General features: G+C 41.4%; 12 protein-coding genes. 7 read left to right on the top strand and 5 right to left on the bottom strand.

Features of this window, described 5'->3' with window-relative positions; all coding sequences use genetic code 11:
- Nucleotides 1-26: 26 nt before the first annotated feature.
- The 3 genes from ABD985_RS18425 to ABD985_RS18415 all read right to left on the bottom strand — a co-directional run bounded on the left by ABD985_RS18425 (nucleotide 27) and on the right by ABD985_RS18415 (nucleotide 2,708).
- The gene (locus ABD985_RS18425; RefSeq protein WP_345374327.1) at nucleotides 27-578 is read right to left on the bottom strand and encodes a condensin complex protein MksE; all 552 of its coding nucleotides are present in this window, start codon (nucleotides 576-578) and stop codon (nucleotides 27-29) included.
- 138 nt (nucleotides 579-716) lie between these two features.
- A complete protein-coding gene (locus ABD985_RS18420; protein ID WP_345374325.1) occupies nucleotides 717-1,958 on the bottom strand; it encodes a hypothetical protein in 1,242 nt (413 codons plus the stop codon).
- 354 nt (nucleotides 1,959-2,312) lie between these two features.
- The gene (locus tag ABD985_RS18415) at nucleotides 2,313-2,708 is read right to left on the bottom strand and encodes a transposase (protein ID WP_345374323.1); all 396 of its coding nucleotides are present in this window, start codon (nucleotides 2,706-2,708) and stop codon (nucleotides 2,313-2,315) included.
- Nucleotides 2,709-2,934: 226 nt separating this feature from the next.
- On the opposite strand from ABD985_RS18415, the gene ABD985_RS18410 reads away from it, so the two are divergent.
- Complete coding sequence (locus tag ABD985_RS18410; RefSeq protein ID WP_345374321.1) at nucleotides 2,935-5,115, top strand: penicillin acylase family protein; 2,181 nt, start codon at nucleotides 2,935-2,937, stop codon at nucleotides 5,113-5,115.
- A gap of 119 nt (nucleotides 5,116-5,234) precedes the next feature.
- Nucleotides 5,235-5,381, top strand: coding sequence for a hypothetical protein (locus tag ABD985_RS18405; RefSeq protein ID WP_345374319.1), 147 nt, complete (start codon nucleotides 5,235-5,237; stop codon nucleotides 5,379-5,381).
- Nucleotides 5,382-5,616: 235 nt separating this feature from the next.
- Here ABD985_RS18405 and ABD985_RS18400 read toward each other — a convergent pair whose 3' ends face one another.
- Both ABD985_RS18400 and ABD985_RS18395 read right to left on the bottom strand, forming a co-directional pair.
- Entirely contained in the window at nucleotides 5,617-6,531 is a 915-nt protein-coding gene (locus ABD985_RS18400) for a DUF4249 domain-containing protein (RefSeq protein WP_345374317.1), read from the bottom strand.
- Nucleotides 6,532-6,740: 209 nt separating this feature from the next.
- Nucleotides 6,741-9,146 carry a TonB-dependent receptor gene (locus ABD985_RS18395; RefSeq protein ID WP_345374315.1) on the bottom strand — a complete coding sequence of 802 codons (2,406 nt, stop codon included), beginning with the start codon at nucleotides 9,144-9,146 and terminating at the stop codon, nucleotides 6,741-6,743.
- 250 nt (nucleotides 9,147-9,396) lie between these two features.
- Between ABD985_RS18395 and ABD985_RS18390 the strand changes: the two genes are divergently transcribed.
- The 5 genes from ABD985_RS18390 (at nucleotide 9,397) to ABD985_RS18370 (ending at nucleotide 16,346) form a co-directional block, all read left to right on the top strand.
- Entirely contained in the window at nucleotides 9,397-9,720 is a 324-nt protein-coding gene (locus ABD985_RS18390) for a hypothetical protein (protein WP_345374313.1), read from the top strand.
- Between the two features lie 911 nt (nucleotides 9,721-10,631).
- On the top strand, nucleotides 10,632-11,603 hold the full coding sequence (locus ABD985_RS18385) for a tocopherol cyclase family protein (RefSeq protein ID WP_345374312.1): 972 nt from the start codon (nucleotides 10,632-10,634) through the stop codon (nucleotides 11,601-11,603).
- Between the two features lie 550 nt (nucleotides 11,604-12,153).
- Nucleotides 12,154-13,113, top strand: coding sequence for a quinone oxidoreductase family protein (locus ABD985_RS18380; protein WP_345374311.1), 960 nt, complete (start codon nucleotides 12,154-12,156; stop codon nucleotides 13,111-13,113).
- Between the two features lie 94 nt (nucleotides 13,114-13,207).
- Complete coding sequence (locus ABD985_RS18375) at nucleotides 13,208-14,554, top strand: hypothetical protein (protein WP_345374309.1); 1,347 nt, start codon at nucleotides 13,208-13,210, stop codon at nucleotides 14,552-14,554.
- A gap of 130 nt (nucleotides 14,555-14,684) precedes the next feature.
- Entirely contained in the window at nucleotides 14,685-16,346 is a 1,662-nt protein-coding gene (locus ABD985_RS18370) for a tetratricopeptide repeat protein (RefSeq protein WP_345374307.1), read from the top strand.
- The last annotated feature ends 259 nt before the right edge of the window (nucleotides 16,347-16,605 follow it).

The raw sequence follows: 16,605 nt of genomic DNA, 5'->3' as shown, positions 1-16,605 counted from the left end.
AAGCGAGTTGGTAGTGTGATGGTTATTTACTGTTCGTCAGTTTGATCGATGTCAAGCATTTCAATGATCTCCTCAAAGTAATTATAAGCCGAAAGCACCTTATAGCTTTGGGTTTCGGGGTTCTCACATTCGAAGAAAGACTCTCTGGTCATTTGCTCGACAATCTTCTGCACTCTATCTCTTACGGTTTCCTTCTCCAGATTCATTCGCTTTAGAATTTCCATTAGGTCCGTATTTGCCTTACAACGTTGCTCTAAATCTCCTAGCGTAAAACGAGTCCCCTCCGAAAAGAGGTTATCGTATACCCTAAAGAAAGCCAGGTAGTCGATATAGCGATAGAATCGCTCTACTTTCTGCTCTACCGTTTGGCGTTGCTGCTCCCTTGAAAAGTAGAAGTAGTTATTCCCTCTTCCCAAGAAAAAATTCAAAGGCTCGAAGTAGTTATAAAAATCCTCGAAGTATTCCTCTATCACTTCATATAAACGTTTGATCTCGGTTCTGGAGCTATTGGCACTGATAAAATGCCCGGCACTCAATACCTCAAAAGCTTTACTGATATATTTCTTTATATGATCCAATTCCGTAAATGGTTAATTATTGTTGAGGCCGCTTGCGCGGCTGGTTGAGTAGCCCTTCGGGCTGTTGAATTTCACCTTCGGTGAGTTGAGTTGCTCCTTTGGAGCGTTGAGCTTTAGCTTTTACTTTGCAAATCGCATTTAGACAGAAGCTACTGCTTTGGTCTGCCTTTTCGCCTTGGGCGTACCTGCAGCAATATTCGCAAACTCATAACCGTTCATTTGCAGCCTATTGTCGTTCGCTTCCGAGTAGTCCAGTTCATCGGCATACAGCAAGGCAATCTTACAATACACCTTAACTCTTTCCTCAAAAGGTGTTTCTACCTTGAAGGGATACTCCATGATAAAAGTGAACAGGTCTTTCCCTGACTGCAAAAATTTATCCTTAATACTGCGATAGTTGATACGCTGCTCGACCACCGCTGCTGTATTGATCAAGCTTTGATCCAACGCTTCCCCTGCCTTCAGCAACTTCAAGGATTGGTGATGCTGACGGGTCGCCAACTTAAGAATCATCTCATACCCATCATCGGAACGCAAAAACTCCAAAGAAGGCTTGGTACGAAAAGAAGGGCGGGAATCATTAAACAACTTATCATCCTGTTCCAGGATCTCTTCAATATTGGTATACTTCTCCAACTCGTAGTGATCTCTCAATCGCTTGATCTTCATCAACTTTTTGAAGATTCGCTGATGATAGATGATACGGTTGATAAAGGCTACGATCTCCTGGCTAAGTTCAATGAGGTTGGTGCGGGCAGGCTTAAGATAGTCGTGGCGAAGATTATTGGCAATACGATGCAACTGTTCATCCTGTACCGATGAGAAGATATGCTCTTCCTGCAACATCTCTTCCAACCCTTGGATCAGCGTCAATAGTCGATCGGCCTTATCGTTATGATCAAGAATTTTTTCTTTCCTCACCTCCGCATTATCAGCCGTCTTATAATCCTGCATAACCAAACGGCTCAGGTCGATCACATTTCGCTTGATCACCTTCCCGATACGCTTCAGTTCGCTCTTGATCTTGTCGATATGCTGCTGCTTTTCGAGATAGTCATCTTCCATCTCATAAAGCCTCATTCTGCGACGAAGTCCCTTGATACGGGCATCCACCTCAAAATTCTGGATTTCTTCCCGTACCTCCATGAATCCTTCCAAAAAGGACAATAGTCGCTCATCCATGCGTACCTTCTCATCATCATCGGTAGAGATGATTTCCTTGGCTAGCATACTTCTCACGAACTTCTCATCTCCTTCTAGGAGATCAATCAGTCGATCCAGAGTAACCTCGTTATGCTTAAAAATGATATCTACAACCTTCCGGACCTTATGGTTTCCCAGTTCCAGAAGCAGTTGGTCTACAGAATGAAATGCTGGCATTCGCTTAATTCAAAAAGTATAACATCTACGTTCCCACTACAGCCTTGCAATGTAATCATACTAAGAAAAAGTAGCAACTTACTATCATGAAGAATGTGGTGTTTAAAGCATAAGCTCAAAAACAGTTGGCGATTGACAACTGGTCGTAGGCTCCAGCCTACGACCCACCAGCGCTTTCCCCGAGGGTCCACCCTCGGTTCAAAACAAAAAGTCTATGTCCAGCAACCCCTTCCCCCCTTCATAATCAATAGCACTACTATACACCCAATCTTCTGCCTTTCTCACTAACCCAGCCTTCACTGGATTTTCATGTAAATAATTTAACCGTTGCCTCAGTTTCTCATCATTGGATAATTAAATAGGGTGATTATGTTGCATCCAAACCTGAAAAGTAGAATTTCTGGAACTGTACTCTATTTCTTTTTTCATCATGCCGGAAATCCATCGCTTACGACTCTCCTGATCATTGTTGTTCAGTGTTTTCCAGATTTCCTTGGCGGTATAGGCTTTCAGGTCTCGAATAATCCCTTCCAAGGGTTGGTTATCTTCCGTATACAAAATAAGGTGTAAATGAGAGCTCATAATACACCACCCTCCTACCTTTAATCCTTTATTTTCTTGGCAATGCTGTAGACTCTCAACCATAAGATCTGCATAACAGCGTCTTGTAAAGAGGTCTATCCATCCCACAATCGTGAACGTAAGAAAATAAGGGTAATCGGATTCGTGGATTTTATACTTTCTGCCCATATGGTTTTATGTTTTGATGAAGCAGAAAGGTAGGGAGGGCTACTTCAATTATAATGCAGTTAACCCGAGGGTGGACCCTCGGGGAAGGCGCTGGTGGGTCGTAGCGAGGACGCTACGACCAGTATTTTGGGGCTTACGCTCCTTACGAATGGCTTTCCAATCAATAATTCCTACCTTTATCTTATACCATTTTTTGAACACACCTATTAAACAGACTTCAACAACCATGAAAAAACGCTATACTACTCTTTTAGTATTGGGGCTGCTCGTTGGTGGGATTTTTACAATTGCCTACAGTACGCTTCCTTCTCTTCCGGATATGACACCCTTTAAGGAAAAGGCACACGCTTACAATGTAGACGTTATTCGAGACGAATGGGGAATTCCACACATCTTTGGAAAGAAAGATAAAGATACCGCTTTTGGACTGGGTTATGCCCATGCCGAGGATGACTTTGCCACCATACAAGATGTGATGCTTGCTACCAGAGGAAAGCTAGCCGCTGAAAAGGGTCCTAAAGCCGCCAAGACAGATTATCTGATTCAATGGATGGGAATATGGGAAGCCGTTGCTCAGGGGTATGATACCCTTCCCGAACATACTAAAGCTATCGCCGAAGCCTATGCCGATGGACTGAACCTATATGCTGCAGAAAACCCTGACAAAGTTTCTCCTTATGCTTTTCCATTTAAGGGAGAAGATGTTGTCGCGGGATTTACTTTTAAAACCCCTTTATTTTATGGGTTCGATAAAGAGCTTGGAAAGCTATTCGACACATCTATTCCAAAAGAGATTGCAAAAGAAGGGGAACAGCCATTGGTATGGCAACCTTCGGAGCATTTACCTGTCGGAAGTCAGGGAATTGCTGTCGCTCCTCATCGAAGTGAGGAAGGGCGTACCCACTTGCTCATCAACTCCCATCAACCACTAACAGGACCCGTAGCCTGGTACGAAGCTTCTCTACATTCCGAAGAAGGATGGAATATGGCTGGGGCTACTTTTCCCGGTGCGCCTATCATTATTCATGGACACAACGAACACTTAGGTTGGGCGAACACGGTCAACAAACCGGACCTGACAGATATCTACGTGCTAAAAATCAACCCTGAAAACGATCAGCAATACTGGATGGATGGCGCATGGCATAACTTTGAGATGAAAGAAGCCTCTATGACAGTCAAATTATTTGGCCCTTTAAGATGGACGGTCAAGAAAGATATTCTTATTGCTGCACATGGCCCTGTGATGGAAACGGAAGAGGGGTACTTTGCGATCAACTGGGCTGGAAGGGGAGAAACCCGACAGCTGGACTTTATGTATCGCTTAAACAAGGCCTCCAATTTTGAAGAATTTGAAGAGGCGATGCGTATGCAGGCCATGCCAAGTATCAATTATGTTTACGCTGATAAAGAAGGCAATATTGCACATTTCTATAATGCTCAATTTCCCCACCGCATCGAAGGATGGGACTGGAAAAAATACCTACCGGGTGACCGCTCTGAGCTTATTTGGAATACTTATCGTCCCTATCAGGATACCCCTAAGACGGTCAACCCAACTACGGGCTTAGTCTATAACGCCAACAATCCTCCTTTTCAGGCTACGGATGGAAATGATGATCCTAAGTCTCAGGATTTCCCTCCTTCTATGGGAATAGAGTCTTTTGTAACCAATAGAGCCTTGCAAATTGAGACGCTCTATGGACTGGAAGATAAAATTTCTTCCAAAGAATTTGAGCAGTTCAAGTATGACTTAAGTTACCACCCAGCTTCTACTCAAGCCAAAAGGCTTCGTGAATGGCTCTCACAACCTATTCCAGAAGTTTGGAAAGGCACGGTCTATGAAAAGGCTTTCCTGCATTTACAGTCCTGGGACCTTAGTACACATCTTGATAATACCGCTGCCGCTTTAGGGGTACTAACGCTAGCCCCTATTCAGCAAGCTCAAGGAAAAAAGGTGTCTTCTGAAGTAATTCAAGAAGCATTTGTGCAAGCAGTCGATCAATTAGAAGAACATTATAATACCTATGCTCCCACCTATGGTCAGGTCAATCGTCATGTCAGAGGTGAGGTCAGTCTGCCGATTAGTGGTGGACCAGATATCTTAAGAGCAGTCTACGGAGGACCTCTAAATGAGGATGGTCAACTACACAACCGTGCCGGAGACAGTTATATCATGATGGTAGAATGGGATAGCAATGGTGTAATTTCTTCCAAAGCCATCCATAACTATGGAACGGCAACCTTAGACCCTACCTCTCCACACTATAGTGATCAAGCTAATTTGTTTGTTCAGGAAAAATTACGTCCTGTATACAGAAGCAAGGAAATGTCACTTTCTAAAGGCGGTAGACAGTATACACCGGGTAAGGAATCGACGATTACAGAAATGGAAGCGGGATTGTAAAACCTTTGATTGTACTTTTCCGTTAATAACCATGAGGGTAAAATAAATTTCTTTTATTCTTAACCTTGAGTACTTATATTGTACTGAATATAGTTAATGTCCACCTCAACCATTTATTTATGGATTATCACATCGGAGTTTCTATTATTGGGTTTACAATCCTATCTGGAGCTGCTTGGTTCCTGAAACAACTATCCATTAAACAACAGCAAAAGCTGAAGCCAATTCCTGTCCGTGTGAAAAATAAGGGCAACCGTCCTTTCTAGATATATTTTGCATAGGAATAGGCCGAAAAGGCTATTCTGTACAAAAAATCCCCTTAGAGATCTACTCCAAGGGGATTTTTTATGTGAAATATAATTTTCAATGATTAATTATCAATTTTCAATAATTAATACACGCTAGAACTAGTTCAGTAGGCTTTTGGGGTGATTCATTTTAATTAAAAATTGAAAATTGAAAATTGATCATTCTTCATTCTTCATTCTTCATTCTTCATTTTTAATTCTCCACCCCTTCTACTTCTATGGTAGGGATTGCCGTAGAATCATAACTGTATGCACAGAAAATACCGGTACCATCTCCTTCTACGTTCGTGTAGATATTCTGGGGTTCAGCAAAAGGGTTATCTCCCGTGTAATTGTAAACACTTTGATGGTATTCATAATAATGCTCGTCCACGGAGTAAAGTACTCCTTTTATTTCCCCTTCTCCATAACCATAGTAGTTCACTTCAACCTCTAGCCATCGGCCATCACTTAAATAATCTGAGGTATATCCTTCACTATAAGTTAACCGTTGCTGATATGCCTGCTGTGTCTCATTACCAAGCTCATCATAATAAGTATAGTACTCGTTTTTATATGCATAAGCATTGTAATAATTAACCTGGTCTTTTGTATCCTCCCAAGTTAAACGTAAATACTGTGGCTCATATCCATATTGCGGATCATTCTCCTTTTCTCTTTCGGACAATGATATGACAAGCGTATTATTACTCTTAGGAATTTCACAAGAAGCCGTCAATCGCTGTGTTTCTCGCTCTACGGTCAGTTCATAGCGAGTTCCTTCTTGTAATGGAAATTCTTCTTGGCTAATGGCATATACCCCTTGGGCTTCCACATAAGGAATGGATACAGAGCGCTCCTCATCTTTTAAAGTAACCACAGCAGAACGTAACGCCAACTGATCTTCCTCTGACAAAGGCTGGTTTCTTAAGCCCCAAGTTGGTAAAGTAAATTTCAAGGCTATTTTTATACTGTCCTGTTGTGGGCTAATAAACCCTTGTACCACCATAATTTTCTCATAAGGTGGCAAGTCATCTACGTCTATATCTTTTAAAAAGAAATCCTCACAACTGCCTAATAGTACCCCTATCGGCAGAATTAGAAATGGTATTATATATTTTTTAATCATTGTTGATTTTGGTTTTATATCGGTTATAAGTATGGAGAAAGGAGAAAGGAGAAAGGAGAAAGGAGAAAGGAGAAAGGAGAAAGGAGAAAGGAGAAAATTAATCACCTTTTACCTAATACCTTTTACTTTTTACCTTATATCTTTTCTTGTTCTTGGAGTGCCCACAAGGAGAACCCATCCTTCATCCTTCATCCTTCATCCTTCATCCTTCAAAAAGTAACTTTATAAGACACATAAGGAATCACCGGAAACAAAGAGACCTGCTGCAGATAAGCATACTCCTGATCATTTCGGTAGTCATACTCATAATCGGTGGTATAGAAGAACATATTCTGTCGGTTATACACATTGTAGGCTCCCACCTCCCAAGTACGCTGGAAGTATTTCTTTTGCTTGTGGAAACGGAAAGCGATATCCATACGGTGGTAGGCCGGTCTTCTGAAATTACTCAGCGTACCATAATAGTCTCTAGTAGGTTGGTATGAATAATACGTTTGCCCTAGAGGATCCTTAGGGGCATGAGCATCCAACTCAGGGCTATGAACATCACTTGGTGTTTTTGCAACGGCCATCGTCAATGGCGTACCTGAACCATAGACCCAGGTAGCCCCCACACTTACTCGGTCAGATATTTTATAAGACCCTGCAATAGAAAGGTCATGGCGCTGATCCCAAGGAGCATAAAATGACTTACCAAGATTAAGCTCGTCAAACTGTCGTTCACTCCAGGATAAGGTATATCCTACCCAACCACTCAGTCGCCCTACTTTTCGTTGCAGCATCACCTCCACACCATAGGAGGTATCATTCCCTCTGGTAATATTATTTTCCCAATCCACCTCATTATTCTCCCCCTCAAATAAGTTTTCCAGGAATAAGAAAGATGCTCCTTCTTTGTAGCTAATGGCATTGATGGAGCGCTTATAGTACCCTTCTACCGTCAAGGTCAAGCCGTACTTATCAATATCTTTAGCCAAGCCTGCCGCTACTTGCTGAGAGGTTTGTGGCAAAACATTCTTGGTCGATGATACCCAAAGGTCCGTTGGCAAGCCAATTCCTGTATTGCTCAAACGATGGACGTATTGATTCATCATCGCATAAGAGGCCTTTATAGCCAAATCTTTGCTCACCACATAAGACACATTGAAACGAGGCTCTGGTTGTACATAGGTTCTTCCTTCATGGTAGAACGTACTCAAACGAAAACCGGGGTTTAAGGTTAGTCTTGCGGTTGGTTTATAGATATCTTCAATATATACGCCTCCTTCCAAGGTACTGATCAACTGACGCTCATCAATGTCTGTTTCCGGGCCTTTGAACACAAAGGCAGATGGTGAAAAACGGTGATTGGTTAATATTACGCCCATTTTTAATTGATGCTTGGCAGTAGGCATATAGTCCAAATCATATTTGAAGGAATAATCTGTAATATTGGAATTATAGCGCATCTTCAAATGCACTTCCTCCCTCCCATCCGGGTGATATTCCTGGTATCTTTCATCCTGAAACAAGCCAAACTTATAGTTACTGGCAATCAAGGTCGCATTCGCAAAAAGTTTTTGATTGAATAGGTGATTCCATCGGACCGTACCAGTGGCATTTCCCCATTCCAATCCGGCCTTGAACTCATCATCTCTATAATCTTCCGAGGAATAGAATCGGTCACGTCCAAAATACCCACTAACGTATACCTTATTCTTTGGACCAAAGTCATAGTTCACCTTCGTATTCAAGTCATAGAAATAATACCCTGCATTGAAATCATCATCCATAAACGGGCGTGTCAGAATATCCACATAGGTTCTTCGACCAGAAACCAGGAAGGAGGACTTCCCCTTCTTTAAAGGTCCTTCCACTGTCGCGCTACTGGAAATCAACCCTACAGAAGCACTTCCATGAAACTCTTCCTTATTCCCCTCTTTCATATTCATATCAATCACGGAAGACAATCGTCCACCGTAGCGTGCAGGAAATCCCCCTTTATAAACTTCTACACTCTTCAGTGCTTCTCCATTAAATACCGAGAAAAAGCCGAACAAGTGATTGGCATTATATACCACGGCATCATCCAGAATCAAGAGGTTCTGGTCTCCTCCTCCCCCTCTTACATGCAGGTCACTGCTCCCTTCCCTACCTGACTGTACCCCGGGCATCAATTGCAAGGTTTTAATCACATCCTTCTCTCCCAAAAAAGCCGGTAAGTCCTGAATCTGGGAAACGGGTAATATCATCTTACTCATCTCCACGGATTCACTCACTCGCTCCTGTGCGGTCGCATTGACTTCCACGGTTTCCAGTTCTACGGTAGAAGGCAAAAAATCTAGGTCTAGGGTAATATTATCTTTTAGGTCAATGGTTTTTACTACCCGTTCATAGCCTACAAAGGTATACACTAGTTGTCGACTACCTGCCGGAAGGGTCAAGGAATAAAAACCATACGTATTAGTGGTAGTCCCCAACTGTAAGTTGGCATCATAAATAGTCACTCCGGGCAACAGCTCCCCACTTCCTTTCTCCTTCACATAACCACTAATGGTATAATTGTTCTGGGCATAAGATTGCGTCCCCACCAACAAAAGAAAAAATGTGAGGCACACTTGTAGTTGTTTCATCATAAAAATAGTTTCGGCCGAAATGCTTGCGCATCCCTAATGAGTAATTTAATTGGATCGTTAACGATTTTAAATAAAGACACAAGAATCGTCCTTTAGGACAATGAAATTAGAAAAGAAATCGTCGAAAAAATGCCTTTCCATCAAAACATTGTACAAGATCATCTTTTAATCATCCTATCTTCTTTTTCCATACAAATATTTCCTGCATTTTTGCAGTATTAATTATTGAAGAAGATTTTACAGTATTTTTATGCCTAAAATATATCCGAATGAAGGGCCTGACTTTGCAGAGACCCTAGGCGCGATCAGAATATGGGCGGAAGACCGAGAGATTCCGGCTTCCAGCATCAATGATTTCATCTATCACCTTCGTTGTCATAGAAACGAGATCAAGAAAGTTAATATCAATAGGAAGGCCATTATTGCTTACTTTGAGGAAGGCGTGTGGTCGGACCTGGTTCCTGCGGACGCTTTTTTCCCGGAGGATCGTCCACATTGTGTTTACTGGCAAACAGGAGGCCGTGAACGTGATAAGGAAGATTTTTGGGGGAATGAAATCCCTGCGGCAGAATAAAGATGTTCATCCCGTTACACGGCGTATGTTAATTGAGCTTCGCTCGTTCATGATGTTTAGTTGTTATTACCAATCAATAAAACAACTAAACATCATCAACGTAGTTGCGAAGCAACGACAATTAAACATCATGAACAAAGTATATACTTCTGCGCCTTCCTAAACTTTGTCCCAAGAAACTCCTACCCATAAAGTATCGAAGTATATCACATCCCAGATCATTACAATATATATTACTGAATATACTTCAGGTTGCCCCTCTAAGATTCCAGTCGAAACACTATTCTTTTCTGAACCCTCGCCCGAGGCGCAATGTCATCACCTTAAGAAAAACAGTCACACTATTTCCTCGTATACGATGGGTTGGAAACCCACCGCTAAAAGGTTCTTAATCCCATAAATGGGAATTAGGGGCTACGTTCATTCCCATTTATGGGATTAATAATATCAGCGGTAGGCTTATTAAGGTTGAATAAATAATCGTCATAAATTCTTCCCTCAACTCCGCCTAGGGCTAATTAAGTTTGAATATTTATCCGTCATGTTTCGTATAGTGACGGATTAAAATCCGCCCCTATGTGATGTCACCCCTTCGGGGTTATTTATCAAAACCCCGAAGGGGTGACATCACATAGAGGTGGGTTTCAACCCATCTCTTCACGTGGGAAGTGTGTCGGTTATTTATTCAACCTTAATTAGCCTATCGTCTACGGATGAATAGCAATCCTTAAGTTAACAGCATTACGCCTGAGGCAAAGACCTACACTATATCGCCAGAATAGAAAACTAGTTTTCAGAAACAAACTCAGTATATCCTCACAAAGAACCATGGGATTATCCCACTTAACTATTAACTTCCTGCTCACTCATAATTCATAACTGATAACTGATAACTGATAACTGAATCTACTATGCTACTCAAAAAACTTCAAGCCCTCTTTAATGCAGAACGTTACCACGGGTGGGGACGTAAAAAAAACTATTTCGAAGGATGGTACTATAAGGTTGTTAATCAGGCCGAAGACCGTGCCTTTGCCTTTATTCCGGGGATTGCGATGGATGAGAATGGCGCACAACAAGCCTTTGTGCAAGTATTGGATGGAAAACAGCTTACGGCCAATTACCATAAATATGACTTTGATACTTTCTCCACAAGCAGCGAACGATTTGAAGTAAACATAGACAAAAACTACTTCTCCAACGATCGTATACAGCTTTCCTTACCGAATATTGAAGGTACACTTCATTTCCAGGAACATGCTCCCTGGTCCAATAACTGGTACTCCCCCAATATTATGGGGCCTTTCTCTTTTATTCCTTTTATGGAGTGCTACCACGGTATCTTGAGCATGAACCACCATATTGAGGGGGTATTAGACATCAATGGAGAAGCCGTTGATTTTACAGGAGGAAGGGGCTACATGGAAAAAGATTGGGGACACACCTTTCCAAGTGCCTATTTCTGGATGCAAACCAATCATTTTAGTGAAGCTGGTATTTCCCTGAAAGCCTCTATTGCTAAAATTCCTTGGTTGGGAAGTTCCTTTACTGGGTTTATTGCAGGCGTATGGCTGAAAGACCGACTGATTGAGTTCACTACCTACAATTTCACCAAACTGAATAAATCCTTTGCCAACCAAGAAAAGGTGATATTAGAAATGGAAAACACCCAATACCGCCTACAAATTGAAGCCCTTAGAGAAGAAGCTACTGGATTAGCCTCTCCTATCGCTGGATTTATGGATGGGCGTGTAGAGGAAAGCATGAATGCTCAACTCAAAGTTGTCCTTTATGACAAAAAGAATAAAACCATCTTACTGGAAGATACCGGACGAAACGCCGGACTGGAAGTGGCAGGGAATATTGAGGAAATCTTTGTGTAGGCAGTGAGCAGTGAGCAGTGAGCAGTGAGCAAATTGATGCTTTTGTAGATCATTGTTGGTGCAGTGGTAGTTAATTTTCAATGATTAATTTTCAATTATTTGCTATTTATCGATGACTGTTCATTGATAAGTGGATATGTTCATAAACTGTCGTATATTCGCCCCCCTATTTTTCATTTTGTTTTATCATTATGATGGTTATCAATAGACTTTATCACGTTTAATTTAGTATAAGCAGAAAATGCTGAGCTCTTAAAATAGGTCAGTGGTACGCTATAGCTTTTATAATTTTCAATAATTAATCGACTCTAGAGCTAGTTCAGCAGCCTTTTGGGGTGATTCATTTTAATTGAAAATTGATCATTGAAAATTAATACCCTCTAGAAGCAGTTCAGTAGTTTTTTACTCATAGACAACTAACCGTGATAAACTCTAATGATGTTTCTATACTAAGTATATGTCATAAGCATCAACTAAACACCATGAACGAGCGAAGCTCAATTAACATACGCCGTGTAGCGGTATGAACAACTTTAACTACTGATAAAGAATGAAAGCACTGACATTTTCGAAATTTGGAGGGCCTGAGGTAATGGAATACATAGATGTTCAGGACCCTATACTTAAAAAGGGAGAAGTTCTGGTTGCCATGGAAGCGATTGGTCTCAACTATGCGGACATCTACCGTAGAAAAGGGAACTATCACCTCAAAGGTACTCCTCCTTATATTGCAGGATATGAAGGAGCAGGAGTTATTGTCGCTTCTGAGTCTCCACAATTTAAGGAAGGGCAACGTGTCGCTTTTGCGGATGTACCTTATGCCAATGCTGAGTTGGTCACCGTTTCTGAAGACCATGTCATTCCACTAAGTGACGATATCTCCTTCGAGCTAGCCGCATCCGTATTGCTACAAGGGTTAACGGCACATTATCTGGCAAAAGACAGCCATGCTATACAGGCTAGAGAAAGTGTATTGATTCATGCTGCTTCCGGTGGAGTTGGACAGTTCTTGACACAGATCGCTAAGATGAAAGGTGCTACCGTCATTGGCCTAACAAGGAGTGAGGACAAAGCAGCCTTAATTAAAGAGAACAAAGCAGACAAGGTCGTTTTGCTTCAAGAAGGTTGGAAAGAAGAAGTAATGGCCTTTACCCAAGGCAAAGGCGTGGACGTAGTTTATGATAGCGTAGGCATCACCCTTATGGATAGCTTTGAGGTATGTCGAGAAGGAGGACATGTTGTGTTTTACGGCATGAGTGGTGGAGATCCCGCTCCTGTAGATCCAAGAATGCTGATGGACAGCAGTAAAACCTTAACAGGGGGTGACCTATGGAGTTACTTAACCTCTGCGGAACAAAGACAGACACGTGCCAAAGAGTTATTTGGATGGTTGCTGGACGGTAGTATTCAAATTGCTGAGCCGGTTCGTTTCAAATTATCCGAGGGAGAAGAAGCTCATAAATTCCTGGAAAGTGGACAGAGTGCTGGGAAGGTTTTATTGATTCCATAGTTCTGCTTATTATTCATGTTAGCTCTCCGTAGTTCTTCCTATGAATTACGGAGATTTCTTTTGAAATTAGGGTAAACCTAATACCCGAACAAGCATGAAACCCATTTACCCTATCCTTCTTCTCTTTATTACGTTTTCCTATACTTCCTATGCCCAAGAATCAGAACCTTTAAAAGAAACGCCTATATCTACCCCTCGGCTTAGTTTTAAGATCGACAAAGAGGGAGAATCTAAAATTGATATGGGGATTGGCTTACAAGCTTGGGGCAGATACGCCTGGCTCAACCCTAGTTCATTGGACAGAAACACCGGGGAGCCGGTGGACACTTACAGCGACTTTGATATTCGTCGTGCCCGAATCTCTGCGCTGGTGAGTGCCAAGGGCCGTTATTTCTTCTATACACAATTTGGTAATACGAGTATCTCCCCTTTTACGGGACGGTCTACCCGAATGTTTTTTCATGATTTTTGGGGACAGTTCAAGTTCAATAAATCATTATACATAGGTGCTGGGCAACATTTTTTTACAGGTCTTTCCCGATTGACCCAGATCAGCTACGTTTCTATACTTACACTCGATAACCCTAGTTTTAATTTTCCCAACATCAATGTCTCTGACCTATTTGGACGACAGATTGGCATTTTCGTTCATGGGGAGATTGGAAAACTACGGTATCAAGCCGCTTGGAACACTCCCTTACTAGATCCTAATGCCACGCTTACCGATGAGCAAATTATCAGCTTACAAGAAGTGAATATTGCTCAAAACAGAAAACATAGTAACTATAGTTTTAGAGGCTATGTAGATTGGGGCTTCTTTGATCGGGTAAACTATAGTGTCACTCCCTTTAAAGGAACTACTTATCTAGGTGAAAAAGGGACCATTCTAAACCTGGGTACAGGGTTCCAGTGGACACCCGAAGCCTCTGGAATTCTTGAAAGTGATGGAAGTGTCTCCAAGCATGGGCAACTCTCCCTGGCTGTAGATGTATTTTTTGAAAAGCCCCTTCCCAACAACAGTGCACTAAGTGTTTATGGGGTATTTTATCGATACGATTATGGAGATAATTACTTATGGAAAACCACCCCACTAGGAGGAGTTGCCTCCGCACCTTCTACCGGAGACATTCCCTTGCAAGGGGTAGGCATACAACAGTTTACTTTTGGTACGGGATATGTCTCTTACTTAAGTACCGGCTACTTGCTTCCTTTCAAGTTTAAAAAATACCAACGTTTCATGCCCTTTGGCGCACTTGCCATCAAGGATCTAGATGCTCTGGAAGATACTTCCGTACAATACGATGCAGGGTTACACTATATGATTTATAAGCATGCCCTTAAAATTACAGCTCAATACTCCTCCCGACCGATTTATAGAAGCGACGCTACTCTAGAAGGGCATAAAGGCATGATTGTCATGCAGATGCAATTCAAACTATAGTTAAGTACTTATATTTTTTTCTTAATATGTTTTAATAATTTCTTAAAATAGTTAAATTGGTGTTGGTATTTTTTTCATGTACCAGATAGAATCGTAAAGAAGGGCCACTTTGCACACCTATTTAACCGCTATGAGATTTATTTTTATTATCACTTTTTTCCTTATATCAACATTCTCCGTCTATGCCAAACCTTTCCAGAATAGCCAAGAGGAAATTGACTCTTTGACCGCTCACTGGGAAGAAATAGTAACCGAAGCAGCACAACTTGAAGCCTTATTAAAGGTGTTAATATTTTACATGGAGAATGACATGGATAAAGCCATGCAGTATATAGCGGAATTTGAGCTAGCGATTGATGGTGCAGAAAATCATCCTTACAAAGGACGATTGTACAATACCTATGGAAATATTTATTTCAATCAGCTATTATATATGCAATCGACCAAGTACTATATGAAAGCGGCAGAAGTATTTGAGTCCATCGGTGACCAGGAAGGCTTATTAGCGGTGTACAATAACATCGGATTAATTTACGGCAAACAGCAAGATTTCCAAAATGCCAGCCAGTATATGGAGAAAGCCTTGAAGCTTGCCAACAATAACGCTTCTAATAAAAAAATCTCTGGTACTAGAGAACATATATTACTTAACCTGGGAGTACTCAATATTGAAAATGCCGATACCCTTCAAGGAAGTATATATTATAATAAAGCACTAGAATTGGCCCTGGCATCAAAAAATCAAGAAATTGAAGCCAAAGTATATCATAATCAAGGGCAACTCTTTCAAAATAAAAGCGAGTACTCCTCCGCCATTAAGTTATATCAAAAAGCACTGGCCCTCAAACAAAAACTGGGGAGCAATCATACCTTAGTAAGCACCTATTGTGAGCTAGCCAACTGTTACCTCGCTTTAAAAAGCTTTGATAGTGCCCTCCCTTACTTACAAAAAGCAGAGGCCATTGCCAATTCCATTACTTCTGATGATATCTACAAAGAAGTTCATGAGGCTTACTACCAATATTACCTTTCTAAAAACAATGACAAGAAGGCACTCTTTCATCTACAAAAGTTTTCCCATTATAAGGAAAAGATCAATCTAAAGGAAAGTGCCTCCAAGATCTCTGCCCTTATCAAGCAATATGAGTTTGAAAAAGAGCAACGACTACAAGAGGCGAAAGAAAAAGCCTTTCAGGTGAGGATATACATTATCATGACCATCTTACTCGCCCTTACAGCAATTACGATTGTCTTATACCTTCTACAAAAAAGTAAGGCCAAGAATGCCTATTATAAAGAGCAACAAGCGATCCTTAAGCACCAACGACTGGCCTTAGAGAATGAAAAACTACAGCAAGACGTCAACTTCAAGAACAAAGAACTGACGTCTAACATTATGCACTTGATGCAGAAAAATGAACTGATCAACAAGGTTACTGAAGAGCTTCTCAAGTTACAGAAAAGCTTGAAAGTTGAGAACCGTAAGCCTGTCCGCCAGGTCATTTTTTCTTTACAATCCTCCGTGGAAGATCAGATGTGGAACTCCTTTGAAGCCCACTTTCAACAAGTTCATAAAGATTTCTACGAGCGGCTACATGAAAAATATCCTGACCTGACGGCCAATGAGCGTAAACTTTGCGCCTTTCTTCGACTGAACCTTAGTACCAAGGATATCTCCTCCATTACCCTTCAATCGCCTAAAGCCATCAATATGGCTAGATTCCGATTGAGAAAAAAGCTAGGCATTAATGGGGAAGATACGGATCTTCATGCCTTTTTAGCCAACTTCTAGATGTACTTTGTTGAGGCTACTTGCGTGGCTGGTTAAGTAAAATATCGTCTACTTAAGGATTTCTATTCACCCGTAGACGATAGGCTAAAGCCTACCGCTGATATTATTAATCCCATAAATGGGAATGAACGTAGCGCCTAATTCCCATTTATGGGATTGAGAATCTTTTAGCGGTGGGTTTTCAACCCATCGTCTACGAGTGAACAGTGCTATTATTTAACTTAAGTTGACGGCATTGCGCCTAAGGCGAGGGCCTACA

Origin of the sequence: Algivirga pacifica (genome assembly GCF_039543525.1) — a bacterium.
GTDB lineage: Bacteria > Bacteroidota > Bacteroidia > Cytophagales > Flammeovirgaceae > Algivirga > Algivirga pacifica.
This window is presented reverse-complemented; position numbering and strand designations above follow the sequence as displayed.

Bases quoted from the DNA above. Each gene is read 5' to 3' on its own strand.
- ABD985_RS18385 (WP_345374312.1), top strand. From the start codon at position 10,632: ATGCTACTCAAAAAACTTCAAGCCCTCTTTAATGCAGAACGTTACCAC.
- ABD985_RS18410 (WP_345374321.1), top strand. From the start codon at position 2,935: ATGAAAAAACGCTATACTACTCTTTTAGTATTGGGGCTGCTCGTTGGT.
- ABD985_RS18415 (WP_345374323.1), bottom strand. From the start codon at position 2,708: ATGGGCAGAAAGTATAAAATCCACGAATCCGATTACCCTTATTTTCTT.
- ABD985_RS18370 (WP_345374307.1), top strand. From the start codon at position 14,685: ATGAGATTTATTTTTATTATCACTTTTTTCCTTATATCAACATTCTCC.
- ABD985_RS18420 (WP_345374325.1), bottom strand. From the start codon at position 1,958: ATGCCAGCATTTCATTCTGTAGACCAACTGCTTCTGGAACTGGGAAAC.
- ABD985_RS18380 (WP_345374311.1), top strand. From the start codon at position 12,154: ATGAAAGCACTGACATTTTCGAAATTTGGAGGGCCTGAGGTAATGGAA.
- ABD985_RS18395 (WP_345374315.1), bottom strand. From the start codon at position 9,146: ATGATGAAACAACTACAAGTGTGCCTCACATTTTTTCTTTTGTTGGTG.
- ABD985_RS18390 (WP_345374313.1), top strand. From the start codon at position 9,397: ATGCCTAAAATATATCCGAATGAAGGGCCTGACTTTGCAGAGACCCTA.
- ABD985_RS18405 (WP_345374319.1), top strand. From the start codon at position 5,235: ATGGATTATCACATCGGAGTTTCTATTATTGGGTTTACAATCCTATCT.
- ABD985_RS18375 (WP_345374309.1), top strand. From the start codon at position 13,208: ATGAAACCCATTTACCCTATCCTTCTTCTCTTTATTACGTTTTCCTAT.
- ABD985_RS18400 (WP_345374317.1), bottom strand. From the start codon at position 6,531: ATGATTAAAAAATATATAATACCATTTCTAATTCTGCCGATAGGGGTA.